This window comes from Eggerthella sinensis, from assembly GCF_003339815.1.
GTDB lineage: Bacteria > Actinomycetota > Coriobacteriia > Coriobacteriales > Eggerthellaceae > Eggerthella > Eggerthella sinensis.
On record NZ_PPTT01000004.1, the window covers coordinates 84,307 to 110,183 of the forward strand.

At 65.6% G+C, this 25,877-nt stretch carries 24 protein-coding genes; 12 read left to right on the forward strand and 12 right to left on the reverse strand.

The features are described 5' to 3' along the window. Positions 1-42 precede the first annotated feature (42 nt). Positions 43-960: a LysR family transcriptional regulator gene (locus C1876_RS03195; protein WP_114545281.1), complete on the forward strand. Its 918-nt coding sequence runs from the start codon at positions 43-45 to the stop codon at positions 958-960. Here C1876_RS03195 and C1876_RS03200 read toward each other — a convergent pair. Beyond that, positions 944-1,825: a LysR family transcriptional regulator gene (locus tag C1876_RS03200; protein ID WP_114545282.1), complete on the reverse strand. Its 882-nt coding sequence runs from the start codon at positions 1,823-1,825 to the stop codon at positions 944-946. The two genes, C1876_RS03195 and C1876_RS03200, sit on opposite strands and share 17 nt — an antisense overlap. Before the next feature lie 162 nt (positions 1,826-1,987). On the opposite strand from C1876_RS03200, the gene C1876_RS03205 reads away from it, so the two are divergent. Genes C1876_RS03205 through C1876_RS03220 form a run of 4 tightly spaced genes read left to right on the forward strand, consistent with a single transcriptional unit; the run spans position 1,988 to position 6,997 of the window. Next, positions 1,988-4,759: a molybdopterin-containing oxidoreductase family protein gene (locus C1876_RS03205; RefSeq protein ID WP_114545283.1), complete on the forward strand. Its 2,772-nt coding sequence runs from the start codon at positions 1,988-1,990 to the stop codon at positions 4,757-4,759. Between the two features lie 12 nt (positions 4,760-4,771). Beyond that, positions 4,772-5,350 carry a 4Fe-4S dicluster domain-containing protein gene (locus tag C1876_RS03210; protein ID WP_114545284.1) on the forward strand — a complete coding sequence of 193 codons (579 nt, stop codon included), beginning with the start codon at positions 4,772-4,774 and terminating at the stop codon, positions 5,348-5,350. Beyond that, a complete protein-coding gene (locus tag C1876_RS03215) occupies positions 5,347-6,222 on the forward strand; it encodes a TorD/DmsD family molecular chaperone (protein ID WP_114545285.1) in 876 nt (291 codons plus the stop codon). The genes C1876_RS03210 and C1876_RS03215 overlap by 4 nt, the downstream gene beginning before the upstream one ends. Positions 6,223-6,232: 10 nt before the next feature. Beyond that, positions 6,233-6,997, forward strand: a complete 765-nt coding sequence (locus tag C1876_RS03220) for a dimethyl sulfoxide reductase anchor subunit (RefSeq protein ID WP_158544589.1) — start codon at positions 6,233-6,235, stop codon at positions 6,995-6,997. A gap of 44 nt (positions 6,998-7,041) precedes the next feature. Here C1876_RS03220 and C1876_RS03225 read toward each other — a convergent pair whose 3' ends face one another. Next, entirely contained in the window at positions 7,042-7,926 is an 885-nt protein-coding gene (locus C1876_RS03225) for a LysR family transcriptional regulator (protein ID WP_114545287.1), read from the reverse strand. 104 nt (positions 7,927-8,030) lie between these two features. On the opposite strand from C1876_RS03225, the gene C1876_RS03230 reads away from it, so the two are divergent. Genes C1876_RS03230 through C1876_RS03240 form a run of 3 tightly spaced genes read left to right on the forward strand, consistent with a single transcriptional unit; the run spans position 8,031 to position 10,552 of the window. After that, positions 8,031-8,462, forward strand: a complete 432-nt coding sequence (locus C1876_RS03230; protein WP_211309493.1) for a cyclophilin-like fold protein — start codon at positions 8,031-8,033, stop codon at positions 8,460-8,462. Between the two features lie 30 nt (positions 8,463-8,492). Continuing rightward, on the forward strand, positions 8,493-9,344 hold the full coding sequence (locus tag C1876_RS03235) for an aldo/keto reductase (protein ID WP_114545288.1): 852 nt from the start codon (positions 8,493-8,495) through the stop codon (positions 9,342-9,344). Positions 9,345-9,385: 41 nt separating this feature from the next. Further along, positions 9,386-10,552 (forward strand): iron-containing alcohol dehydrogenase, encoded by a 1,167-nt coding sequence (locus C1876_RS03240; protein ID WP_114545289.1) that lies wholly within the window; start codon positions 9,386-9,388, stop codon positions 10,550-10,552. Positions 10,553-10,706: 154 nt separating this feature from the next. Here C1876_RS03240 and C1876_RS03245 read toward each other — a convergent pair whose 3' ends face one another. The 4 genes from C1876_RS03245 to ahcY form a co-directional block, all read right to left on the reverse strand. Next, positions 10,707-11,384 (reverse strand): flavodoxin, encoded by a 678-nt coding sequence (locus tag C1876_RS03245; protein WP_114545290.1) that lies wholly within the window; start codon positions 11,382-11,384, stop codon positions 10,707-10,709. Further along, positions 11,381-11,872, reverse strand: a complete 492-nt coding sequence (locus C1876_RS03250) for a flavodoxin (protein WP_114545291.1) — start codon at positions 11,870-11,872, stop codon at positions 11,381-11,383. The genes C1876_RS03245 and C1876_RS03250 overlap by 4 nt, the downstream gene beginning before the upstream one ends. Before the next feature lie 84 nt (positions 11,873-11,956). Next, a complete protein-coding gene (locus C1876_RS03255) occupies positions 11,957-12,889 on the reverse strand; it encodes an AEC family transporter (RefSeq protein ID WP_114545292.1) in 933 nt (310 codons plus the stop codon). Between the two features lie 179 nt (positions 12,890-13,068). Continuing rightward, positions 13,069-14,328, reverse strand: a complete 1,260-nt coding sequence (ahcY, locus tag C1876_RS03260) for an adenosylhomocysteinase (RefSeq protein WP_114545293.1) — start codon at positions 14,326-14,328, stop codon at positions 13,069-13,071. 340 nt (positions 14,329-14,668) lie between these two features. On the opposite strand from ahcY, the gene C1876_RS03265 reads away from it, so the two are divergent. After that, positions 14,669-16,003: a glycosyltransferase family 2 protein gene (locus tag C1876_RS03265; RefSeq protein ID WP_114545294.1), complete on the forward strand. Its 1,335-nt coding sequence runs from the start codon at positions 14,669-14,671 to the stop codon at positions 16,001-16,003. 156 nt (positions 16,004-16,159) lie between these two features. On the opposite strand, the gene brnA is transcribed toward C1876_RS03265, so the two are convergent. The 3 genes from brnA to C1876_RS03280 form a co-directional block, all read right to left on the reverse strand. After that, positions 16,160-16,420 carry a type II toxin-antitoxin system BrnA family antitoxin gene (gene brnA, locus C1876_RS03270; RefSeq protein ID WP_114545295.1) on the reverse strand — a complete coding sequence of 87 codons (261 nt, stop codon included), beginning with the start codon at positions 16,418-16,420 and terminating at the stop codon, positions 16,160-16,162. Beyond that, positions 16,404-16,670 carry a BrnT family toxin gene (locus C1876_RS03275; protein ID WP_114545296.1) on the reverse strand — a complete coding sequence of 89 codons (267 nt, stop codon included), beginning with the start codon at positions 16,668-16,670 and terminating at the stop codon, positions 16,404-16,406. Before C1876_RS03275 ends, brnA begins: the two co-directional genes overlap by 17 nt. Positions 16,671-16,737: 67 nt before the next feature. After that, positions 16,738-17,559 carry a ComF family protein gene (locus tag C1876_RS03280; protein ID WP_244910018.1) on the reverse strand — a complete coding sequence of 274 codons (822 nt, stop codon included), beginning with the start codon at positions 17,557-17,559 and terminating at the stop codon, positions 16,738-16,740. A 506-nt stretch (positions 17,560-18,065) separates the two neighbouring features. On the opposite strand from C1876_RS03280, the gene C1876_RS03285 reads away from it, so the two are divergent. The 3 genes from C1876_RS03285 to larC all read left to right on the forward strand — a co-directional run bounded on the left by C1876_RS03285 (position 18,066) and on the right by larC (position 20,572). Next, positions 18,066-19,091: a substrate-binding periplasmic protein gene (locus C1876_RS03285; protein WP_114545298.1), complete on the forward strand. Its 1,026-nt coding sequence runs from the start codon at positions 18,066-18,068 to the stop codon at positions 19,089-19,091. 150 nt (positions 19,092-19,241) lie between these two features. After that, on the forward strand, positions 19,242-20,021 hold the full coding sequence (gene larB, locus C1876_RS03290; protein WP_114545299.1) for a nickel pincer cofactor biosynthesis protein LarB: 780 nt from the start codon (positions 19,242-19,244) through the stop codon (positions 20,019-20,021). Beyond that, positions 20,018-20,572 carry a nickel pincer cofactor biosynthesis protein LarC gene (larC, locus tag C1876_RS03295; RefSeq protein ID WP_114545300.1) on the forward strand — a complete coding sequence of 185 codons (555 nt, stop codon included), beginning with the start codon at positions 20,018-20,020 and terminating at the stop codon, positions 20,570-20,572. The genes larB and larC overlap by 4 nt, the downstream gene beginning before the upstream one ends. Before the next feature lie 213 nt (positions 20,573-20,785). Here larC and C1876_RS03300 read toward each other — a convergent pair whose 3' ends face one another. The 3 genes from C1876_RS03300 to C1876_RS03310 form a co-directional block, all read right to left on the reverse strand. Then, positions 20,786-21,715: a SufB/SufD family protein gene (locus tag C1876_RS03300; RefSeq protein ID WP_114545301.1), complete on the reverse strand. Its 930-nt coding sequence runs from the start codon at positions 21,713-21,715 to the stop codon at positions 20,786-20,788. 60 nt (positions 21,716-21,775) lie between these two features. After that, a complete protein-coding gene (locus C1876_RS03305) occupies positions 21,776-22,552 on the reverse strand; it encodes an ABC transporter ATP-binding protein (RefSeq protein WP_114545302.1) in 777 nt (258 codons plus the stop codon). A gap of 241 nt (positions 22,553-22,793) precedes the next feature. Next, positions 22,794-25,790: an insulinase family protein gene (locus C1876_RS03310; RefSeq protein ID WP_114545303.1), complete on the reverse strand. Its 2,997-nt coding sequence runs from the start codon at positions 25,788-25,790 to the stop codon at positions 22,794-22,796. Between the last annotated feature and the right edge of the window lie 87 nt (positions 25,791-25,877).

Below are 25,877 nucleotides of genomic sequence, written 5' to 3' on the forward strand. Positions count from 1 at the left end.
GAATGTATGATATTCTTTTTGGGAATATCGTAAGGGGGATGCATGGAACTGAGGACGATGAGGTACTTTCTCGCCGTGGCGCGGGAGGAGAACATGACTCGAGCGGCGGAGCTGCTGCATGTCACGCAGCCGACGCTTTCGAAGGCGATGAAATCGCTCGAGAAAGAACTTGGGCAAAAGCTGTTCACCCGGCACAGCTTCAGCATCAGGCTCACCGAGGAGGGTCTTCTTCTCAGGAAGCGCGCCGAGGACCTGGTGGGTCTGGCCGACAGGATATCCGGGGAGTTCTCGACGCTTGGCGATGTGGCCGGAGGAGACGTTTACTTCGGCTTGGCGGAGTCGTACCAGGTGCGCTATCTTGCCCGCGAGATCAAGGCGTTCAGACGGGCGTACCCCAGCCTGCGCTACCATATTACCAGCGGCGACACCGAGCAGGTCGTCGAAAAGCTGGATCGGGGCGTGCTCGATTTCGCACTCCTGGCCGACGAGCCCGATTCCGACAAATACGAGTTCGTCGCGCTCCCCGAGAAGGATGCGTGGGGGGTCGTGATGCCCGAAGGCAGCCCGCTTGCGCAGAAGAGCGGGGGCTGCGTCACCGTCGACGACTTGGCGGGGCTCCCGCTGTTCTGCTCCGAGCAGGCTTGGAGAAACGACATCCCCCGCTGGTGCGGGGACAGGATGGACGAGCTCGTCCTCGAAGGCTCGTTCAGGCTCGCCTACAACGGCTCCGTGTTCGCACGGGAGGGGCTGGGCTACCTGCTGGCGCTCGAGCACCTGATCGATGTCTCGGAGGGCAGCGGGTTGGCGTTCAAGCTGCTCGAGCCGAGGCTCGAAACGGGCATCTACCTCGTCTGGAGGCGCCTTACCGTTCTCTCGCCGATCGCGAAGCGGTTCTTGGCCCACATCGAATCGGCGTTCGGAGAGGAAGGGGGCTCGCCAGGGCTCAACCCTGCTCGATGATGCTCTTGAGGCAGTCGAGGAACACCTGCGCCGGTTTGGAGGGTATGGTCTTGCGCCAAACGAGTCCCTGCGCCGATTCGATGGGGGGATCGAGCGGCACGAAGGCGAGACCGCTCTCCGGTCCCTCCTCCACGATGCCCTCATACGTGAACATGGAGCCAAGGCCCTCCTCGACGAGGAACCTGGCGCTGAGGGGCAAGTTGTAGGTGGCCACGACGCTTATATCGTCCTCGACCTCAGAAAGCCACGAGCGGAGCGGTTCCGTCGTCGTCCCCTGCCGCGACGTGATGAGCGGCCGGCCGGCCAAGTCGCGCGGACGAACCTTGTCGAGCGTCGCCAATTCGTCGTCGCGCCTTGTGACGATACCCCATGTGTCCCGCATGGGCAGGGGAAGCGTGTTGAACCCCGCACGGGGCTTCATCTCGCATTCGAGCATGAAATCGTAAGCGCCGCGCACGAGATCGTCCATCAAATCGACGGTGTTCCCGCAATAGAGGGCGAACGAGATGTCGGGGTAGCCCTCCCGAACCTTGGCCATGGCGCGCGCCATGAGCCCGACGACTTTGGTTTCCCCCACGGCCAAGCGCACCGTCCCCTTCACTGACCGCTCCGGAAGCGACACCTCTTCTGCGGCCCTGTCCGCCAGATCGACGAGCGTGTCGGCATAGCGCGCGAGCACGATTCCGTGGTCGGTGAGCTCAATTCCCTTCGAGGATCGAAGATACAGCTGTCGTCCCAGCTCGTCTTCGAGGGCGGCAAGCTGACGCGAGAGCGTAGGGGTGGTTATCCCTAAAACGCGGGCGGCGTTCGACAGGCTGCCTTCCTGCGCAAGCACCTGGAAATATCGCAAGGTCCTCAGTTCCATATCGGCTCCGTTCTCAAGGGGAAGGCCAGTCGTTGCCTTTGAGGCAAAAAGCTATTTGCATTCTAGTCAATTCCCTAACCGATTGCGAGCTTCCTACAATGGCAGCAGTTTCGAAACGCGCGCAACAAGAAGCGCGCGCATCCGGAGAAGGGGGTACGAACTATGGCTCTATTGGACAAGAGTTTGCGTCGTCGCGATTTCCTGAAAGCTTGCTCGGCTGCTGCGGCTGCAGCTGCCCTTGTCGGAGCGTCGGGATCCGAGGCCAGCGCGGCCGAAGCATCGGGCAGGGCCGGTCGCGACGCGGTCGCATCCGACTCGCTCATCGTCGAAGAACGCGGGGAGTGGCTTCCCATCCACTGCTGCTCGAACTGTAACAGCATGTGCCTGAACATGGGCTACGTGGTGGACGGAACCATCATCCGTCAGAAAACCGATGACGCGCACGAGGACTCCATGACCCATCCTCAGCAGCGCAGCTGCCTGCGCGGCCACTCCTGGCGCCAAATGGTGTACAACACCGACCGCATCAAGTATCCCATGAAGCGAAAGCATTGGCAGCCCGGCGGCGTCGACTTCCACGGGGAGCTTCGAGGCAAGGACGAATGGGAGCGTATCAGCTGGGACGAGGCTCTCGATCTGGTGGCAGGCGAGCTCGTGCGCGTATACGATGCCTACGGCCCGCGGTCGGTCATCAACAACGCATGGAACTGGGACGCGGGCACGCTGATCCTCAAGGCGATGGGCGGCTGCATCACCAACTCCGAGACGGAATCGTTCGGCACCTACCCCATGGTTCCCAACCATATCGGGATGTTCTCCTGGGGCGACCATCCCGACATCATGATGGCCAACGACCGCCACGACCTGGAGAATGCGGACTATATCGTGTTCTACAGCTGCAACCCCTGCTGGGCGCAGACGGGCGGCGCACCCCATTTCTATAACCTGGCCCAGGAAAAGGGCGTGGAGTTCGTGTACGTCGGCCCTTCGCGCAACGTGACCGCGTCCACGTACAACGCGCGCTGGGTCCCCGTCCGCGTGGGCACCGACACCGCCTTCCTGCTCGCCGTCATGCACGAGATGGTGCGCCTCGACGAGGAGCGCGGAAGCATCATCGACTGGGATTTCATGAACGAGCGCACGGTGGGCTTCGACATGGACCACATGCCCGAGGACGCGAAGCTCGAAGAGTGCATGCTCGGCTACCTCATGGGCGAGTACGACGGCGTGGAGAAGACGCCCGAGTGGGCAAGCGAGATGTGCGGCACCCCGATCGAGGACATCGTCTGGTTCGCCGAGCTGTGCGGCAAGGAGAACAACGTGATGATCCTGCATAACTACGCCGCTTCGCGCACCGCGGGCGCCGAGAACCTTCCGCAGGCCCTCATGACCGTCGGTGCGCTCGGCGGGCACATGGGCAAGCCCGGCAACGCCTGCGCGTGCACCTACACATGGGATGCGGGCGATGCGGGGTACCGCCTCATCGTGACCGACGGCGACTACACCGACCTCAACAACGCCACGCCGAACCCCCTCGACCCCAACGCCAGCATCGAGGGACAGCAATGGTGGCGCGCCCTCAAGGAGGGGAAGTACCTCTCGACCACCGAAGGCTACTATAGCACCAACAACTCGACGCCCGAGTTCCATAAGGCGCGCGAGATGACCGTGAACCCCAAGTTCATGTTCGCTCACCAGTCGAACTTCATGCAGTCCCGCCCCAACCTCACCGAGGCCATCGAGGTCATGCGCTCCACCGAGTGCAACGTGTCCCTCGAAATCCGCTACTCGCTCACCGCCCAGTTCGCCGACATCATCCTCCCCGTGTCGACCCATTGCGAGGGCAACGACGATCCCGAGTGGGGAGAGCTGAACTGGCCGAGCGTCTTCGGCGACGGCAATGGCCAGAAGCAACGCAAGGACGTCATCCTCGCGCACTACCCGCTGGTCAAGCCGCTGTGGGAAACGCGCGACGACAAGCACATCTTCCGCGACATCTGCGAGCGGGTGGGCTTGGATGCCGACGAGCTGTACCCGGTGGACAACCGCCAGCAGTTCTTCAACTACTTCCTCGGCTTCAAGTACCTCGACAAGGACATGGTGACCTGGAAGCCCGTCATCACCTGGACCGAGGCCGACCGGGAGAAGTACGGCGCCGACAACCCCGTGCAGCAGGGCGAGATAGCCTTCGACGACTTCATCCACCAGGGAAGTTGGACGGTCGCGCGCGACTACGACGATCCCCGCAACTACATCGGGTACCGCGACGACATGCTGGCCTACGACGAGAACAACCGCTCGGTGGTGACGCAGACCGCCTGGCCGCGCCCCTCCGGCTCGGGCAAGCTCGAGATCTACTCCCAGAAAAAGGCGGACTCGATCAACGTCATCGGCATAGCGGACGAGCCGATCAAGCCCTACCCGAACTACTTCGACCCCACCATCGGCTACAAGGACACCTTCAGCGACTGGGACGGCAAGGTGAAGGGCGACTACCCCCTTCAGGCGTATACGCCCCATTACATGCGCAGGGCCCACTCCAACTTCGACAACGCGACGTGGAATTCCGAGGCGTTTCTGAACCCCGTGTTCATGAACGCCGCGGACGCCGCCGATCGAGGCATCGAGGCCGGGGATACCGTCATGTGCTACAACCAGTTCGGCCGCATGCTGCGCAAGGCCCAGCCCCTGCAGTCCATCATGCCCGGCTGCGTCGCGATACCCCACGGCGTGCGATCGGTGCTGGATGAATCGGGCGACGAGATAATCGACCGCGGAGGGTCCGAGCAGATACTGAACGGCCCCATCAGCTCGAACTACTACCAGCACTCCAACACCTACAACAGCATCCTTCTCGAGATAGAGAAATACGACGGCGAGCCCTTGGTCGAGGATTGCGAGCGCGAGCCCTTCCTTGCCGGAGCCGAGTTTTAAGGGGGAACGAACATGAGCTACGGATTCTACTTCGATATGAGCCGCTGCATCGGCTGCCGCACCTGTCAGGTGGCCTGCAAAGACCGGCACGATCTGCAAACGGTGGGACCCAGGACGAGGCGGGTGGCCAGCTACGAGAGCGGTGTGTTCCCCAACCCCAGCATCTACCATGTGGCCGTTTCGTGCAACCACTGCGAAGACCCCGCATGCGTGAAGAGCTGCCCTACCACCTCCATGCACAAAACCGACGACGGGCTGGTGGTTCACGACGACAGCTTGTGCGTCCAGTGCCGCTACTGCATGATGGCATGCCCGTACGGCGCCCCCCAGTGGGACGAGGCGACTTCCATGATCGTGAAATGCGACTCGTGCATGGACCTTCGCGAAGCGGGCAAGAACCCCGTATGCGTCGATGCCTGCCTCACGCGCGCGCTCGATTTCGGGGATATCGACGAGCTGAGGGAGAAGTACGGGAGCGGCTTGGTGAGCGAGATCCCGGCCATCGGACCCGCGGACCTCACCCATCCGAACCTCCTTCTGCGCGTCACCGAGGGCGTCGACGACGAGACGTTCAACGAGGTAGCGCTATGACCGCGGCAGCGAAATCGCCGGAAACGCCGCCGGTCGATTCGAACAGGCCCGCAAGCGCCGGGGACGTGCTCTCTCTGGAGGCTCTGCTGGTCGCCCGCGCCTACCTCTACACCATGTTCCACAAGCTTGCGGGGGGCGAGCCCACGGCGGAGCTGGTAGATCTGCTGCTTGGCGATACCATGCACGATTCGCTCGACGAGTACGCCGACGACGTCGAGGCCCTGGCAAGCTACCGGGAATTTCTCGACGCCTTGCGCGAAGCGGATCGAGACGAGCTCGTCGAGGCTATGCGAGACGAGTTCTCCCGCTGCTACATCGGCCCTGCCTCCTTGCCCGCAGTGCCGTTGGCCTCGCCCAACATTACCAAAGACCCGTCGGCGGTGCAGAAGCGGACGCTCGAAGTGCGCAGGTGCTACCGCGAGCACGGCCTGGAGCCCAAGCGGCTGCAGCGCGTGCCCGACGACCATCTGTCGCTCATATGCGCCTTCTGCGCGCATCTGGCCAGGCGTGCGCTTGCGGCCTTTGACGCCGGAGACGGGCCAGCGCTGGCGCTTGCGCTTCGCGACCAGAAGGGCGTCGTCGACGAGCACCTGAATTCGTGGATGCCGGATTACGCCAAGGCTCTGAGGCGATCGCGCACCGCGATCGCCTACCCCCAGACGGCCGAGGCGCTGGCGATGTTCGCTCGTGCCGACGGTTCGCTTTTAGGCGAGGCGGCCTTCTGGCTCGAAGCCAACCCCGGCGCTCTCGAGCTGACTGTCGAATCGGAAGGCGATACCCCCTTGAAGCCCGTCCGCGAGGCGCTTCATCGGCTCGAGGCAGTGCGGCTCTTCGCACTGGATGAAAACGAACTCGTTCCCGCTCACGGCTAAGGAGGCCACTATGATTTCAGAATTTCCCCTTTGGGTTTTCACCACGCTCACCGGCGTTGCGGCAGGCTCTTACGTGATCGCAGCGTTGTTTCCGTCCGAGGAGGAAGAGAAGCGCCCGTGGCTCCTTCCCCTGGTTTCCCTTGCCCTGATCGCCGTCGGTTCTTTTGGCGCCTTGGGGCACCTTGGGCGCCCCGAGCTTGTGCTGGGCGTCTTCAACAACCCTGCGGCCTCGCTGACGCTCGAGGGCATCTGCGCCGGGCTTATGGGGCTCGTCGCCGCCGTTGACTTGGCGACGGCCCTTGCAAAGAAGCGAACCTTGCGAGCGGTGCGCATCGTTGGGCTCGCCGCCGGCTGCCTGCTCATCGCCGTCGAGTCTTACGCCTACCTTGAAGTGTTCGGCATCCCTGCGTGGACGGGCGCGTCCACGGTGGCCCTCTTCGTCTTGAGCGACGTGTCGGCAGGCGCTTGCACATGGGCCTTTGTGTCGGGTCGACGGTTCAAGGGGCCGTTTGGCATCGTCGCTCTCGCGCTTCTCGCCCTTGCCGCCATTGCGACGATTTGGAAGTGCCTCGACTATGCCGCTTTGGGCGCCGCCGGCCAAGAATTACTGGTTGCAGGTGCGGTCGTCACGGTCGCGGCTGCCGTCGCTGCTGGGATGGGCATCGCGGGAAAACCCAAGCTTTCGGTCCGCCTCGTGGCCTCCGCCGTGCTTGTGCTTGGAGTTGCGGGGATGATGATCGCGCGCTACGGATTCTACATGGCAAGCATCCTCTAGCCGCGCCTCCCGTCTGCCTGTCGCCTGCGACGCTGCCTGCGCTGCTACCCGCGCACCTCCTGCCGCAGGCGCTCGAGGAGCAGCTTGGCGGCGGGGGAGAGCTCGCGGTAGCGCTTCGCGGCGATGCACGCGTCGAGCGTGAGCGCGGGCTCGAGCGGGCGGAAGGCCAGGTTGCGCGCGCCATCGGTGGCCGCCAGCCCGTCGATGCAGAACGCGTAGCCCAGCCCTCGCTCCACGAGAAACGTCGCGTTCGTCAACAGGTTGTACGTGGCCACCACATCGAGCGCTTCGAAGTCCACGCCGAACCAATCGAGGCGCTGATGGCCGCTGTAGGGTTGGCGGGAGACGATGAGCGGCACGCGCTGCAGGTCGTCGAGCGTGACCGCCTCCTGCTCGGCCAGCGGGCAATCGCGGGGCATGAGCAGGCCGTACGTGTCGTGCATGCCCAGGTCGAGGTAGTCGTACTTCTCCTGGTGCAGCGGTCCCAGCAGCAGGCCGAAGTCGAGCAGCCCCTTGTCGAGCCGTTCCATCACGGTGTCGGCGTCGCCGCTGTACAAGTGCAGGCGCATCCCCGGATGCTCCTCGCGCAGGCGGGCGAACACATCCACGACGAACGTCATGACGCGCGTCTCGCCGCACCCCAGGTACACCTCGCCGCCGAGCGTCTCCTCCTCGTCGCGAAACGCCGCTTCGGTCTGCTCCATGAGGTCGATCATCTCCTGCGCGCGATTGCGCAGGTAGGTGCCCTCGTCGGTGAGCGTGACCTTCTTCTTGCCGCGCACGAGCAGCTGCGTGCCCAGCTGCCGCTCGAGGTCCATCATCTGCTTCGACAGCGTGGGCTGCGTGACGTGCAGGGTCTCGGCGGCGCGCGTGATGCTCTGCTCGCGCGCGATGGCCAGGAAGTAGTGCAGCAGGCGCGTCTCGATCATCGTCGGTCTCCTTAGCATTCCTCGTGTCTATGTTTGAACATACTACATAGGTATTGGCTATTTGCAAGCGGCGATCGTACCATGGGTCGCAGGAGGTGATCGACATGATGCGATTGATGAAGAAGCTGTCGGCGGTTCTCGCCGCCGTGGCGCTGGCGTGCTGCCTGGCGGCGTGCGCACATGCGCAAGCGCGCACCATCCAGGTGAGCGCGAACGACGCCACCGTCGTCTTCGAGCTCAACGACTCCGCCGCCGCGAGCGCGCTGCTCGACCAGCTGCCGCTCACCGTCGAGGTCGAGGACTTCGGCACGAACGAGAAGATATGCTACCCGCCCCATCCGCTCGACGTGTCCGACGCCCCGCACGCGCAGGGCGGCGCGGGCACGCTCGCATACTACGAGCCGTGGGGCGACGTGGTGCTGTTCTACGGCGCGTACGCGCCGAACGACGATCTGTACGAAGTGGGGCAGGCGACGTCCGGCGCGGACGGCATCGAAGCCCTCGCAGGGACGATAACGATCGCGGCCGCCGCGTGAGCGGACGAGCTGCAGGCAAGGAGCGAACCCGTGGAAACCGTCAAGCTCAACAACGGCGTGGACATGCCGCAGACCGGATTCGGCGTCTTCCAAGTCACCGACCAGGAACAATGCGAGCGTGCCGTGCTCGACGCGCTCGAGGTGGGCTACCGCCTCATCGATACGGCGGCCTGCTACGGCAACGAGCGGGCGGTGGGCGCCGCGCTGGCGAAGAGCGGCGTGCCGCGCGAGGACGCGTTCATCGCGTCGAAGGTGTGGATACAGGATGCGGGCTACGAGCGCACGCGCGCCTCGTTCGAGAAGACGCTCGCGAACCTGGGCACCGGCTACCTCGACCTCTATCTCGTCCACATGCCCTACGGCGACTACCACGGTAGCTGGCGCGCCATGGAGGAGCTCGTGCGCAAGGGCCGCGTGCGCGCCATCGGCGTGTGCAACTTCCTGCCCGACCGCCTGGCCGACCTCGTGCTCTCGCACGATATCGCGCCCGCCGTCAACCAGATCGAGCTGCACCCGTTCTGCCAGCAGCGCGCCTTGCGCGAGCTCATGGATCGCTCCGACATCAAGGCCATGGCCTGGGCGCCGTTCGCCGAGGGTCGCGACGGCATCTTCGGAAACGACACGCTGGCCGCCATCGGCGCGCCCTACGGCAAGACGCCTGCCCAGGTGATCCTGCGGTGGCTGCGGCAGGAGGGCATCGTGGCCATCCCGAAGTCGGTGCACCGGGAGCGCATCGAGCAGAACTTCGCCCTCGACGATTTCGCGCTGTCGCCGGACGACGTGGAGCGCATCCGCGCCCTCGACCGGGCGAGGAGCCTCATCCTCGACGTCGGCGCCCTCGACGAAGTCCACCGCCTCCACAGCATCCGCTTCGACCAGTAGCACTCGCGTCCGCTTCATACCCAACCTGAACAGGAGAACCCATGCTTGGAACCTTCGATTACGTCAATCCTACTCGCCTGCACTTCGGCCCTGAGGCGCTCGACGCCCTGCGCGACGAGCTCCCGCGCTACGGCGCCACGGTGCAGCTTGCCTACGGCGGCGGCTCCATCAAGAAGACGGGGCTGTACGACCAGGTGACGGCGCTGCTGGACGAATGCGGCAAGACCGTCGTGGAGGATGCGGGGGTCATGCCGAACCCCACGGTTGAGAAGCTGTACGAGGGCGTGCGCCTCGCCCGCGAGAACGACGTGGATCTTATCCTGGCCGTCGGCGGCGGCTCGGTGGTGGACTACGCCAAGGCCGTGTCCGTGTCGGTGCACTGCGACGAGGACCCCTGGGAGCGCTACTACCTGCGCATGGAGGACGTGGCGTGCGACGTCGTGCCTGTGGGCTGCGTGCTCACCATGGCGGGCACCGGCAGCGAGATGAACGGCGGCGCCGTCATCACGAACCATGCGCAGCAGCTTAAAATCGGCCACGTGTTCGGCGAGAACGTGTTTCCGCGCTTCGCCATCCTGAACCCTGCGCTCACGTTCACCGTGCCGCGCTACCAGATGGCGGCCGGCATCTTCGACGTCATGTCGCACCTCATGGAACAGTACTTCTCCGGAGCCGACGACAACGTGTCGGACTACCTCATGGAGGGCCTCATGCGCTCGCTCGTGCACGCTTCGCGCATCGCCGTGGTTCATCCGACCGACTACGAGGCGCGCAGCAACATCATGTGGACGGCCACGTGGGCGCTCAACACGCTCGTGGCGAAGGGCAAGACCACCGATTGGACGGTGCACATGATCGGCCAGGCCGTGGGCGCCTACACCGACGCCACGCACGGCATGACGCTGTCGGCCGTCTCTCCTGCCTACTACCGCCTCGTCATGCCGTACGGCCTGGCGAAGTTCGCGCGGTTCGCCCGCACGGTATGGGACGTGGACGGCGCGGGCCGCACCGAGCAGGACGTGGCCGCCGCCGGCATCGACGCGCTCGAGGCGTGGGCGCGCGACATCGGCTGCGTCATGCGCCTCTCCGAGCTCGGCGTGACCGAGGGCATGCTCGACGGCATCGTGGAGGCCACCTTCCCCATGGAGGGCGGCTACCACCCGCTCACGAAGACGGAGACCAAACGCGTTCTGACGGAAAGCCTGTAGGACGAAAACGGCCCCTCGGTGTTCCGAGGGGCCGTTTGCCGTTGCGCTAGCGCGTTGCCGCAGGCTTGAGCGGCCCGTAGAAGTACGAGGCCGTCGCACCTCCGTCCACGAGGAAGTCGGATCCTGTGATCCCCGAGGCGGTCGGAGCAGGGCGCTATCGCAGGTTCGCGTTGGCGAGCCACGCGTCCACGCGGTCGAGCTGCGCGTCCACGGCGTCCCCGTCGAGCGTCAGCCCTTCGGCGAAGGTCGCGCCCGGACACAGCGCCTCGAGGTCGGGCAGCGCGCCGGCGATGCTCGACCCGCCGCTCGTGGCGAAGGGGACCACCGTCTTGCCCGCCAAGTCGTGCTGCTCGACGAAGCTCTTCATGATCTGCGGGACGTGCGCCCACCAGATGGGGTGGCCGAGGTACACGGTATCGTAGTCGTCCCAGTTCTCGACGGCGCTCGCCAGGGCGGGCCGTGCGTCGTCGTCCTGCTCGCGCTGCGCCGTTTCCAGCATCTCGTCGTAATCCTCGGGGTACGCCGCGGCGGGCTCGATGCGGAAGAAGTCGCTTTCCACCAGCTCGTGGATGCGCTCGGCCACCTGCAGCGTGTGGCCGGTGCGCGAGAACACGGCCACGAGCGTTGCGCTTGCTTCCGGCGCCGCGGGGGAGGGCGCCGCCATCGCAGCCGCTTCCTCTTCGGGCACCGCCCACTCAGGCGCATGCTCCTCCTCGCCCGCGCACCCGCCGAGCAGGGCTCCCGCCATCGCCGCCGCTCCCGCCGTTGCGGCCAGGCCCACGAACCGCCGTCGATCCATGAGCGCGGGGTTCGCCCCGCGCCCCGCGCTCATCGGTTCATCCCTTCGATCCACCGGCGCACCTCCGCCTCGCTCGCGCCGCTGCTCAGGCGCCTGCCGGGCAGCCAGCGCGTCGCCGGCGAGCAGCACCTCTTCAGCACGCTTGCCGTATCGCCGAGGCCGCTGCCGCCCGAGGTGGCGAAGGGGACCACCGTCTTGCCCGCGAAATCGTAGCTCTCCAAAAACGTGTTGACGATAGTGGGCGCCACGTACCACCAGATGGGAAAGCCCACGTACACCGTCTGGTAAGCGTCCATGTTCTTGACGCGGCTTGCGATGGCCGGTCGCGAGGCGGGGTCGTTCATCTCCTTGCTGCTGCGGCTCGCCCGGTCGTTCCAGTCGAGATCGGCGGACGTGTACGGCTCGGCGGGCTCGATCTCGAACAGGTCGCCGCCCGTGGCGCGGGCGACGGTTTTCGCAAGGCGCGCCGTCTGCCCGCTTGCAGAAAAGTACGCCACCAGGATGTTCTCGCTCTTTTTCATGTCATGCTCCTATCGTTTGTGGTTCTTCGCGGTTGCCGAGGACGGTCACGACGCTCTTCGCATCTCCCGCGGCCTGCATCCTCCTCACGCCGTGCCCATGAACACTACGAGGGCGGGGATGATGGCGAACGAGGCCATGGTGCTCAGAACCGTTCCCTTCGCGGGCAGCGCCTGGTCGCGTCCGAACTGGCCGGCGAACATGGAGGCCATCGAGCCCACCGGCATGGCGAACATGATGACGAACAGGCCGAGCACCACCGGGTCGGGCACGAGGGGCCGCAGCGCCAAGAACAGCGCCGCGGGAACGAGCAGCTGCCGCACTGCGATGAAGGGGTACAGCCGCCATTCCGTCGCCACCTCGCGCAGGGGCATGTTCGCCACGATCACGCCCACGAGCAGCATGGCCACGGGGGCGGTGATGCCGCCCACCATGTCAAGGGTCCCCTCGATGACGGTAGGGAGCCGCACGCCCGCAAGCAGCAGGCCGATGGCGCCGAGCGAGGCCACGGTGGCGGGATTCGCCATCGCCTTCCACGGCGATTGTCCGGTCTTCGTTCCGCGCGGGGCGATGAGGGCGAACCCGACGCTGTAGATGAGCAGGTTCATCGCCATGATGAACACGCTCGACAACAGCACCGTCCGATCGCCGTACAGCGCCGCTATCACGGGAATGCCCACGAAGCCCGTGTTCGTGAGCACGCTCATGAACAGGTAGAGCGGGCGTTCGCCGCGCGGCGTGCGGAGGACGAGGTTGCACAGCGCCCCCGATGCGAGCAGCAGGAAGAACTGCGCGATGCCCAGCGCGAACGTCCAGCCGATCTGCCCGCCCATCTGCGACGCGTCGATGCTGCCGGCGGAGGCCAGGATCATGCAGGGCAGCGTGACGTTCAAAAGCAGCAGCGTGAGCTTGCCTTTGACGTGCTCGTCCAGATACCCCCGCTTCGCGGCGGCGAATCCGATGATCGTGACGAGCAGCAGGATGGCCATCTGCGTGATGGCGGATGAAAGATCGACCACGGCGCTCCTCCTCGCGATTGTCCGCGTCCTCGAAGAAGAGTGTACCGAGCATGTTTCACGATAGCCAATACTTCTGATACATGATCATTCATGCCTTGTAGCTATGTCACGGGACAAAAAAAGACGCCCGCAGGTGCGGGCGTCTTCGGTCGGTGCGGAACGGCGGGGCGCCTCGGCGCTTACGCCTCGCTCAGGTTCCAGGAGTTCATGTACGTGATCTGCTCCTCGGTGAGCTCGTCGATCTGTATGCCGAGCGTCTCCAGCTTCACGCGCGCCACGCCGTCGTCGATGGCGGCCGGCACGTCGTACACCTGGTTCTCCAGCTCGCCCGCATGCAGGTAGAGGTACTCCGCCGCCAGCGCCTGGTTCGCGAAGCTCATGTCCATGACGGATGCCGGGTGCCCCTCGGCGCACGACAGGTTGACGAGGCGACCCTGCGCCAGCACGATGACGGTGCGGCCGTCGGGCAGCGTGTACTCCTCGACGAGCGGCTTGATCTCCTCCACCTTCACGGCGTGCTCGGCAAGCCAGCCGATGTTGATCTCGGAGTCGAAGTGGCCCGAGTTGCACACGATGGCGCCGTCCTTCATATGCTCGAAGGCGGGGGCGTCCACCACCTTGCAGTTGCCCGTCACGGTCACCCACACGTCGGCGAACTTCGCGGCCTCGGCGGCCGGCATGACCTCGTAGCCCTCCATGTGCGCCTCGAGCGCCTTGAGCGGGTCCACCTCGCACACGATGACGCGCATGCCCATGCCCTTCGCGCGCAGGGCCAGGCCGCTGCCGCAGTAGCCGTAGCCCGAGATCACGATGGTGCGGCCGCACAGCAGGCGGTTCGTGGCGCGCACGATGCCGTCGAGCGTGGACTGGCCCGTGCCGTAGTGGTTGTCGAAGCAGTGCTTCGTGTTCGCGTCGTTGATGTTGAACACGGGGTAGGCGAGCGTGCCTTCCGCCGCCATGGCGATGAGGCGCACGACGCCGGTGGTGGTTTCCTCGGTGCCGCCGATGACGTGTTCGAGCTTGTCGGTGAACGTCGTGTGCAGGGCCGTGTCGAGGTCGGCGCCGTCGTCCATGATGATCTGCGGGTTCGTGGCGATGACGGCTTCGATGTGGCGCGCGTAGGTGTCCATGTCCTCGCCGGCGATGGCGTGCACGTCAACGCCGTAGTCGCGCACGAGCGAAGCGGCCGTGTCGTCCTGGGTGGACAGTGGGTTCGACGCGCACAGCGTCACCTGCGCGCCGGAGGCCACGAGCGCGCGCATGAGGTTCGCCGTCTCGGTGGTCACGTGCATGCACGCGCCGATGCGCACGCCTTCGAGCGGACGCTCGCGCTCGAAGCGCTCGCGGATGGATGCGAGCACGGGCATGTCGCGGTCGGCCCACAGGATGCGGGCGAGGCCCTCGTCGGCCAGCTCGATGTCTTTGATGTCGTACTTCAAGGGGGTGCCTCCATTGACAAAGGGACGTGATGATTCTCAAACACTCAGATTATCACAGCTGAACCGGCCCATTTATGAAGTTCATATGCAGAACCTTTGTGAATACCGGTGATTTCTACGGACAAATTCGGAAGAAACGGTAACGAACGGACTCGTTGTTGCCCTGAACGGCTGCGCACCCGCTATAATCTGTCCAGTTTGGAACGCCGTACGTACGCTGCGTTCCGCACAACCCTCAGACGAAATCGAACAGCAACAGGAGGGCGGCGCGCGACCCGCAGGCACGGGTGCGCGATGGCACGGTCGCAAAGCAAGAACGCGGCCCGACAAAGGAGCTAAGGTGCTGGACCAGTTTTTTTCGCAGATCTCGTTTGTTGATATATTCAACTTCTGCGTGTTCCTCACGTTCACGATCTGCTATACGTATCAGCTCTACTACGTGTTCGTAGTGCTGACGCGTAAGCCGAAGGAGCTTACGGCGAAGAAGAACCACAAGTTCGCCGCGGTCATCTCGGCGCGCAACGAGGCCGCCGTCATCGGCGACCTCATCCATTCCATCAAGGTGCAGAACTACCCCTCCGAGCTCATCGACGTGTTCGTCATCGCCGACAACTGCACGGACGACACCGCCGAAGTGGCCCGCGAAGCCGGCGCCATCGTGTTCCCCCGCACCAACGACAAGGAAGTGGGGAAGGGCTACGCGCTCGACTACGGCTTCCAGTGCATCCGCGAGCGCTATGCCGACAAGGGCTACGAGGCGTTCTTCGTGTTCGACGCCGACAACGTGCTCGACGTGAACTACTTCCGCGAGATGAACAAGACCTACGACAACGGCGCGAAGGCCTCCACGAGCTACCGCAACTCCAAGAACTACGACTCCAACTGGATTTCCGCCGGCTACGCCGTGTGGTTCCTGCGCGAGGCCAAGTTCCTCAACCAGGCGCGTCTCACGCTCAACACGAGCTGCGCCGTGTCGGGCACGGGCTTCTTCATCGCCGCCGACATCATCGAGAAGAACGGCGGCTGGAAGTGGCACCTGCTCACCGAGGACATCGAGTTCTCGGCGAACAGCATCCTCGAGGGCACGCGCATTAGCTACACGCCCACGGCCATCCTCTACGACGAGCAGCCCATCACGTTCCGCGACTCGTGGAACCAGCGCTTCCGCTGGGCGAAGGGCTTCTACCAGGTGTTCTGGCACTACGGCGCCCGCCTGGCGAAGGGCATCGCCGTCAACCCGAAGGGTGCGCGCTTCGCGTGCTACGACATGCTCATGACCATCGCGCCGGGCATGCTGCTCACCATCGTGTCGGTGCTGTTCAACGGCATCATCGTGTTCCTCAGCCTCACGGGGGCCATGTCCACGGGCATCATGGTGGCCTCGTCGGTGTCCTCCATCCTGTTCTGCCTCATGAACTACTTCATCTTCATGTTCATGTTCGGCGTGCTCACCACGTTCGTGGAATGGGACTCCATCCGCTCCACCACGGGCAAGAAGGTGCTCTACATGTTCACGTTCCCCGTGTTCATGATCACCTACATCCCCATCGCGCTCGTGGCGCTCGTGAAGAAGTGCAACTGGAAGCCCATCAAGCACAGCATCTCGGTGGACGTGGCGGAGCTCTCCGACGCCGCCAGCACCACCACGCAGAAGCAGCGCGAGCGCACGATGTAGCGCAGCGGCATACGGAAACGCATGCAAGCGGCGGGCCTCGGCCCGCCGCTTTTTTGCAGGTTGAAGAGCGTTCGCGCTGGTCCATGCCGAATGTTTCACGTGAAACATCCGTTCGCTTTAGGCGGGGTGCGCGGCTGGCGGCAGGTCGCTTCGCGGCTAACGCCCGAGGCGGTTGGCTTTCTCTTCGGCTTTCTCGGCGAGCCAGGTCACCACCACGGCCTGGCGGCTAATAGTGAGGCGCCTCGCTTCGGAGTCCAGCTCGTCGATGAGCCACGTGGGCATGGTGACGTTCACGCGCTTCGCTTCGATAGCGGGAGCGTATTCGACGATGGGATTGTCCATGTCGAAGAACTCGCTCACATCCTCGCCGTCGTCGAACCGCTTGTCGATCTCGGATGCCTTAATGCTCTTGCTCATATCGCTCGACCTCCTCTTCACGCGAGCGGCGCACGGAGATTATCCTCGTCAAACCGCCTCGATCGGTGGTGATTGCCGTCCAGTGCTTGTCGTCTATGATGCCGAACGTCTTGTAGCGAATCTCGTCGGTGCCGGGTCTGGAAACGAACGTCACGGTTTTGCTTTCCCAGAGCTTCTGGGCGCTCTCGAAATCTATTCCATGCTTCAACAGGTTCGCCGAGCTTTTGTTCGGATCGTATTCAAACTGCATTGCTGTTCCTATCTGGTGCGTATTATACACCTATTGAACATCCATAGGCCACTTTTCTCCGCTCGTCTCACAGCACGCGGGCGAAGGTGAGGCAGCGGACGGTGCGGGCGCCGGCGGCGCGCACGGCGTCGGAGGCGGCGAACAGCGTGGCGCCCGTGGTGTACACGTCGTCCACGATGAGCGCCGAGGGCGGCGCGGTGGCGCCGGGCAGCGCCGTGAAGCGGCCGTCCATGTTCGCGAGGCGGCCGCGGCGGGCGAGCGCGCGCTGGTCGCGGCTGCGCGGGCGCGCCAGCAGGGGCGCCACTGCGAGTCCGAGGCGCGCGGCCACCTCGCGGGCCAGCTCGTCGCCGTGGTCGAACCCGCGCCGCCGTCGCGCGGCCGAGGTGGCCGGCACGGGCACCACCATCGGGTGCTCGGCGCGCCACGACGGCGGCACCATGGGCGCCATGAGCGCGGCCATAGCGCCCGCGAGCCGTCGTTCCCCGGCGTCCTTCCAGGTGCGCACGATGGAGGCGGCCGCGTCGTCGTAGACGACGGCGCTCGCGCAGGCGTCGAAGGGTGGCTCTTCGCGTCCGAGCGCGCCCAGCACCACGTCGTTGCACGCGCAGCACTGCGTGCGCCCGTAGGGCGACCCGCAACGCGGGCATGCGCGCCACCAGTCCAGATGTTGCAGGTTGAGGCTGCAGCGGGCACACAGCACGTCTCCCGGCGTGTCGCATACGGCGCAGCGCGTGGGCCAGAGCGTCTCGGTGAACGCGTCGGCCACCCCGCGGCCGTAGCTGCGCGCCACCTGCGCCGCGCGGGTGCGGCCCGAGCAGGCGGGGGCGATGGTTGAAGCAGGAGCTGTCGAAGGCGTCGTCATGGTTTCGAGGATAGCACGGCGGCGCACACGCCCGTCTAGCCGCGCGCCCCCGTGCAACGCCGCCCGATCTCGCGCGGTTCCAACGCCCGCCCGCCGCGATTCCAGCGCGGTTCCAGCGTCCGTCCAACGCGCATCAAGCGCCCGTCCAGCGCAGCCCTCCCCGCGCTCGCCATCCGCTTCCCCCTGCGTCCCGCGATCCGCGATTCCCGCAGATTATGAGGGCGCGCTTCCGAGCGTTTTCACTATCTGGTACACTGATCGATGCTTCTTTCGAGTCTGTAGTTGCGGGTTGTCATCAACCTTAGTCCATGGCAGATGCGGTCGAAAGGATCCACGTAAGCCGCGCGGTTTCCGCGCGACGAGCATGGCGTATCCTAGAGGTAAGACGCACCGCCCGTGTATCGCGACATACGGTTGCGACGGGCGAGAGGGCAGGGGCGCAAGCTGAGCTCCGGTGCGCGAGTGTGGGGGCAAAGACTAGGTCAGTCGAAAGAGGCAGTATGCAGATCAAGCTAGATGGAGGCTCACCGGTTATGAAGCGTTATAAAACGCTCGCGTCCTGCTGCATGGCGGTCGCGTGCATGGCAGCCCTGCTCGCCGTCTTGACGGGCTGCTCATCGCAGCAGAGCTATACTCCCCCCGAGAAAGCGGCCACGCTGGCATCGCCGGCAATCGGCAAAGACGGCACGTTGCGCGTCGGCGTGAACACCGACAACCAGCCGCTGGCGGGGCAGCCCGCCTCGTCGTCCAAGATCGTCGGCATCGACGTGGACGTGGCGGCGGCGCTCGCCGACAGCTTCGGCCTGAAGCTTGAGATCGTGAACGTGGGGTCCGACCCCGAGGCCGCGCTCAAGGAAGGCACCGTCGACATCGTGATGGGCATCGACAAAACCGACTCGGACACGACGTTCTGGAAGTCGGACGCCTATCTGCCCACGGGCGTGGCGCTGTTCGCCGTGCCGTCCAACACGACGGTTCCCACGAGCACGTCGGGCTCGAAGTTCGCCGCGCAGGTGTCGTCGAAGAGCGCGTGGGCGGTGACGAACGAGTTCGGCACCGAGGCCCTCTCCACCACCGACGACCTCAAGAGCGCGTTCGCCGAACTGGCATCCGGCCAGGTGCAGTACGTGGCGGCCGACGCCATCATCGGCACGTATGCGGCGCACAGCGCGGGCGACGACGTGCATATCGTGGCGCTCATGCAGCAGGCGGGCGGCTACAGCGTGGGCGTGTCCGACTCCAACACCGACCTCAAGCAGGCCGTTTCCGAGGCGCTTGCCACGCTGTCCAGCAACGGCACCATCGGCGTCATCGAGACGAAGTGGCTCGGCACCGCGCTCGACCTGTCGGCCACGCCGCTCACGGCCGGCGCCACCAAGTCGACGGACACGAAGACCGAGACGCCCACCACCGACGAGGGCGAAGGCGACAACACCGAGAACGCGAACGACAACGAGGCTCCGGAGGAGGGTGCGGACAACACCGACACCCCCGCCGATGACGGCTCGGAGAACACGGCAGGCGAGAACGCCGTGCAGCCGGGAGACATCGCCGCCTAGCACCGCTTTTCCGCAAGCGAGAGCCCCGGAACGCCGCGCGTATCCGGGGCTTTTCTGTTTGACGGGCTCGCTCAGGGAAAAGCGCTTGACTTGGAGTGCACTCCACGTGGTTCAATGGGTGCGTTCAAAGAAACCGAAGAGAGGTTCGCTATGGAGCAACGAGAATTGCGCGCCCTGCTCGAGCGGGTGGCGGCGGGCGAGGCGACCATCGACGAAGCCGAGCGCTCGCTGCGCATCGCCCCGTTCACGGAACTCGGCTACGCCACGGTGGACAACCATCGCGGCATGCGCCAGGGCGTGTCGGAAGTGGTGTACGGCGCGGGCAAGACGGCCGAGCAGATCGTGGGCGTGTGCCGCGCGCTCGTGGACAACGGGCAGGAGCGCGTGCTCGTCACGCGGCTCGATGCCGAGAAGGCCGCTGCGGTCGAGCGCTCCCTGACGGGCGCGTGCCCGCTCGCGTTCACGTATCGCGAGAGCCCCCGCCTCGGCATCCTGGGGCAGGCGCCCGCGCCCGACGGCAACGGCCCCATCGTCATCGCCGCAGCCGGCACGAGCGACCTGCCCGTGGCCGAGGAGGCGGCCGTCACCGCCGAGATGCTGGGCAACGAGGTGGTGCGCCTCTACGACGTGGGCGTGGCGGGCATCCACCGCCTGCTCGCGCACGCCGACGACATCGCGTCCGCAAGCGTGGTCGTGGCGGTGGCGGGCATGGAGGGCGCGCTCGCAAGCGTCGTGGGCGGCCTCGCCTCGTGCCCCGTCATCGCCGTGCCCACGAGCGTGGGCTACGGCGCCAGCTTCGGCGGCGTCGCGGCGCTGCTCGCCATGTTGAACTCCTGCGCCTCGGGCGTGTCGGTGGTGAACATCGACAACGGTTTCGGCGCGGGCTATCAGGCCCATATGATCAACCACGTGAAAGCGAGAACCGCATGACGAAGCTTGTTTGGAACCTCGAAGAGAACGCCACGCGCCGCCACCTGCTGGCCGAAGCGCTGCTGCAGCTGCCCGAGGAGCGCCGCGCGCAGGTGCAGGAAGCGGCCGCCGCGGCCGGCGTGCCCGACGCCCACCATCACGACCTGGGCGAGGTGAACGCCACCATCGACCGCCTTGCGACGAGCGCGCGCGTGAAGGACGACATGCGCGCCGTGTACCGCATCCTCGCCGAGGCCGAGGCCGCCGCCCACGGCTGCACGGTTGAGGAGACGCACTTCCACGAGGTGGGCAACGGCGAAGCCCTGCGCAACGTGGCCGCCATCTGCCTGGCCGTGGAAGCGCTCGATCCCGACGAAATCGTGGCCACCCGCGTGCAGACGGGGGAGGGCACGGTGCAGTGCGCCCACGGCGAGCTGAGCATTCCCGCGCCCGCCACCGCCGCCGTCATCGCCCGCGGCATCCCCGTCTGCGAGCGCACGCTCCCCGGCGAACGCTGCACCCCCACATCGGCAGCGGTCATCCTGCATTTCGTGAGGAGGTACGAGGGGTAGGGGGTCCCTTTTTCATGCCCGCCGTGAGACCGAGGGAGCGACCGCTCTTATGTGCGGGCGATGTCGGGGGCTTCGCGGGTCCTGCGAGCGCGGCGCGACGGCGCCTGACGCGAGGGCGCATAATCCCGGAGCGCTCGTAGGCGCTAGAGAAAAGAAAGAGCCCGCCGTCAGGCGGGCTCTCGCACTTCAACAGGCACTCTTCGCGCTTCTCCCCTAGTTCAGGAAGTCTTCCAGAATCTCCTGCTCGGCCTCTTCTTCCGTCAGGCCGAGCGTCATCAGCTTCGTGATCTGGTCGCCGGCGATCTTGCCGATGGCGGCTTCGTGCACGAGCAGCGCGTCCTCGCTGGCGGCCTCGATGCCGGGGATGGCCGTCACCTTCGCCTTGCCCATGATGATGGCGTCGCACTGCACGTGACCGCGGCACGCGGCCTCGCCGATGACGAGCGGGTTGAACACCTGCTTGGAATTGTCCTGCGCCACCGAGCGCGAGATCACCTGCACGCTGGAATCGTCGCCCTTGAGCTCCACCTTCATATTCGAGGTGGCCACCTGATCGTCGTGGGTCAGCAGCTTCTCGGTGAGCACGAGCTTCGCGCCCGCGCCCAGCTCGGCGTTCGTGTCGCGCACGGTGGACGATACGCCGCGCAGCTGCGTGAGCTCCATCTCGCAGCTGGCGTTCTCCTCCATGACGACGTTCGTCACGGGGTTCAGGATGCGCTCGCCGGTGCCGGTGCCTTCGCCGTAGTGCTTCTCCACGTACTTCACGTGCGAGTTCTTGCCGCAGTAGAACGTGTGGATGCCGTCGTGCTCGGACGCCTCGTGGCTCTCGTTGTGGATGCCGCAGCCGGCGATGATGGTGACGTCGCAGTCGTCCTCGATGTAGAACGTGTTGTACACGACGTCCTTGAGGCCGGACTGCGTGACGATGACGGGGATGTACACCGTCTCGCCCTTCGTGCCCGCCTTGATGCGGATGTCGATACCGGGGTTGTCCGTCTTCGTAGCGATCTCGATGTTCGCCGAGGAATGGCGCTCGACGAGCTGTCCGTCCTTGCGGATGTTGAACGCGCCCTTCGGCATGCCGTGGATATTGGCGATCTCGGCGAGCAAGCCCTCGTCGATGGGGGACAAATCAACAGCCATAGTGGCTCCTTCTCTTCCAGGCGAATGTTTCACGTGAAACATTCGTTCGTATTCACGCGGTTAGCAGGTGGTGGGGATCTCGGTGATGTGAAGCTCGGTGGGGGTGCTCAGCTGGCAGCCGGGGATGCCCTTCGCCACGAAGCCCAGCTTCGGCATGAGCTCGTCGGGCGTGCCCGTCTCCATCACCTTGCCGTCTTTCAGCAGCACGATCTCGTCGGCCAGCTGGATGATGCGCTCCTGGTGCGAGATGATCACGATGGAGCGGCCGTCGCGCGCCTCGTGGATGTCGCGGAACGTCTCGGTGAGGCGGTCGAAGCTCCACAGGTCGATGCCCGCTTCGGGCTCGTCGTAGATGGCCAGCTTCGGGTCGCGGGCGAGGATGGTGGCGATCTCGATGCGCTTCACTTCGCCGCCGGACAGGTTCTTGTCCACCTCGCGCGTGAGGTAGCTGGCCGAGCACAGGCCCACCTTCGCCAGGTACTCGTTGCAGGCGAGCATCGGCAGTTTCTTGCCGGCCGCGATGTCGAGCAGCTTCTTCACCTTCATGCCCTTGAAGCGCGCGGGCTGCTGGAAGCCGTAGCCGATGCCCTTGTTGGCGCGCTCGGAGATGGACAGGTCGGTGACGTCCTCGCCGTCGAGGATGATCTGGCCGCTCGTGGCGCGCTCCACGCCCATGATGAGCTTCGCCAGCGTCGACTTGCCGCCGCCGTTCGGGCCTGTGATGACGGTGAAACGGCCGTCGGGGATGGTGAGCGACAGGTCGTCGATGATGCGCTTCGTTTCCTTCGATCCGTCTGCGAGCGGCACCTCGAAGGTGAGGTTCTTCAGTTCCAGCATAGTAGATGCTCTCCGTCTCTCGTCTATTTGATACTGTATTACTAACATTTATGAGGCGCTCAGTCAAGCGCGGTTGCGCGATCGGCGGCACCTTGTGCGTTCAATGGAGTATTCTAGCTCGAAATGCGCTTCCCGATGATGGAAAAGAGCCTAATATGCAAAGACGCCCCGGCAATCGTGCCGGGGCGTCTTGTTCGCGCGAAAAGCGGGTTGAAAAGCGGGTTGGGAAGCGGCCGCGCGCCTACTCGTTGAGCAGGTCCACCACGTCGAGGTCCGCCGACGACGCCTCGATGATGTCCCGGTTGCCGAACACGCACACGTCGTTTTCCTCCACCGCGCGCGCGATGGGCCGGGCCAGGCCGCGCAGCTGCTCGGCGCTCGTCTCGATCATCTGCGTGCGCGTCTCGAGGCGGCTCTCGGGCGTGCGGCCGCCGAAGAAGTCGCCGTCCTGACGCCGCACGAGCCCGCGCGCCTTGAGCGGCGTGTCGAAGCCGGCCACCGTGCTCACCACGTAGCCTTCCATCTCGTCATCGGCCGGGTCGAACGCGGCCAGCCACGCCGACGCGCCCGCGAAGCGCTCGAGCGTCTCGTCGAGATGCGGATCGCGGTACGAGTAGAAGCGCAGGTTGCCGGTGCGCGCCGTCTGGAAGCCCGCGCCGTACGCGCCGCCCTTCACGCGCACCTCGTTCCACAGGTAGTCGTAGGACAGCGCCCGCGCGGCCACCTGCCAGGCGCCCGTGTAGTCCGCGTCGAAGGCGCGGCGGTCGAAGCCGAGCGCCGCATAGCACACGTCGGTGGGCACGATGAACGCCTCGTTGCGCTTGACGGGCGCAGGCACCTTGAGGAGCGCCTCGCCCGTGCCCGTGCGCTCGAGGGCGCCGCCGGCGGCCCAGAACCGCTCGTAGTCCTCGTCGGAGCCCGTGAAGCTCAAGATGAGCGCGTCGTCCGCGAACAGGCGCTGCGCTAGGTCGGCCAGGCGCGCGACCACGTCGTCGGCGCGCTCGTCCCACGAGGCCAGCAGCTTCTTGAGGAAGCGGTAGAAGCCCACGCCGCCCAGCTGCTCGCGCACGACGCCCGCGGGCAGGTAGTACGAAGCCAGATGCGCCATGGCGCTCGCGTGGCCCGCGTTGGCGAAGCCCTGCTCCATGCCGATGCGGCGCTGCTGCAGCACGTCCTTGATCTTGCTCGCGTCCGAGAAGTCGGTTTCCAGCATGATCTCGCGCGGCAGCTCGGCCAGCTCGCGCACGTTCTCGGTGAGCGCGCTCGAGCTCACGACGAACTTCGGCGCGAGGACGGACGGGTCGGCCGCGTCCTCGTAGATCTCGGCGAAGAACGTGAGGTTGCCCAGCTTGCCGTTGACGAGCGTGTCCAGCTCGGATGCCGTGTGCCGCGCGGTTCCCAGCTTGCCCAGCACGAGTCCCAGCACGGTCACGTAGGGCAGTTCGTCGAAGGCGACGCGGTCCAGGTCGAAGTAGCGGTAGGCGTACGCGATGCCGCGCGTGGGCGCGTCGTGGCGCAGCGTGGGCACGGGAGCGTCCTCGACGAGCGCGTAGGGAGGCTCGACGGGCGCCGCGCCGATGTCGGCCACCGACAGGCGAGGCAGCGTTGCCAGGGCCTCGGGCGCGTCGGGCTCCTCCTGCAGGCGGCGCAGGGCCGCTTCCTCGTCGGCCACGCGCACGAAGTCCTCGGGCGCCATGGAGGCCTCGGCGGCGCTCAGGCGCGCCTCCTCGTAGGCGTCCTCGTCGCCGTCCACCGGCACGATCTCCACCTCGGCCAGGTGCGTGCTTTCCAGGAACACCTCGCGGATGAGCTGCTCGAAGTACCCTTCTTCCAGAGCCGAGCGCAGAAACGCGAAGTCGTCCTCGTACTTGAGGTAGCTCGTGGCCGCATCGTCGTCGTAGAGCCAGCCGGCCAGCGCGCTCATGGCCAGGGCCACGCCGTCGGACATGCCGAAGTCGCGCTCGCGCATGACGAACTCGGCGCGCGAGAGCGACGCCTCCACGAGCGTGCGGTCGAGCCCGCCGTCGGCCAGCGCGCGCAGGTTCTCCTCGACCACCGTGCGGAAGCGCGCGGCGCCGTCGTCTTCGAGACCGCGCAGCTGCATGACCGCGAAGGGCTGCAGCACCGAGTCGGCCAGAAACGCCTGCGCGTCGGCCGCCAGGCCCGCGTCGAGCAGCGCGCGCTTGAGCGGCGCCTCGTTCGAGCCCATGATGGCGTCCAGCAGGATGTCCACGGCCACGATGCGCGTGCGCTCGCCCGCGTCGCCGATGACGTAGCCCAGCCCCGCGCACGCGTTCTCGGGCGCGGTGACCATGTTGCGCGTCACGCCGAGCGCCACCACCGGCGCCTGCTTCTCAAGCGGGTGCGGCGCGAGGGGCGCGCCCTCGGCGTCGAAGCTCGTGGCCGCGGCCTGCTCGTCGGCCACGGGGGAGAGGTACCGCTCGTCGAGGAAGGCCAGCATGGCGTCCGCGTCGAGGTCGCCGTACAGCGTGAGGTAGCTGTTGTCCAGGCGGTAGTGGCGGCGATGCTCCTCGAGGAACTGCTCGTAGGTGAGGTCGGGGATGGCGCGCGGCGTGCCGCCCGACTCGAAGCGGTAGGCCGTGTCGGGGAACAGGGCCGCCTGCAGCTCGTCGTACAGCACCGAGTTCGGGTCGGACAGGGCGCCCTTCATCTCGTTGTACACCACGCCGTTCAGCACGAGGCTCGCCGAGCCGTCGGCCGCCTCGGTGGCCGCCACGGCGTCGCCTGCCACGGAATCGCCCGCCGCGGCCTCCACGTCGCCGGACAGCTCGTAGTGCCAGCCCTCCTGCTCGAAGATGGCGCGCTTGCGGTAGATGGCCGGGTGCAGCACCGCGTCGAGGTACACGTCGGTGAGGTTCAGCAGGTCCTGGTCGTTCGTGCTGGCCACCGGGTACATCGTCTTGTCGGGAAACGTCATGGCGTTCAAAAACGTCTGCATCGAGCTTTTCAGCAGGTTCACGAACGGCTCTTTGACGGGGAACTTGTCGCTGCCGCACAGCACGGAGTGCTCGAGGATGTGGAAGACGCCGGTGTCGTCGGCGGGCGGGGTTTTGAACGCGATGGAGAACGCCTTGTTCGTGTCGTCGTTCGCGAGATACAGCAGCTGCGCGCCGGACTTGTCATGGTCGAGCACGTAGGCGGTGCCGTCGATTTCGGAAAGCGGTTCGCTCGAGCGCACGGTAAAGCCGTGCAGCTGAGAGCCGGGAGTCAGGTCCATAGGGGTCACACCTTTCGCGAAGGCATGCGCGTTCGCATGCCGCTCAAGCTTTTGCCCCCATTGTCTCACAACCGCCCGTCGCCCGAG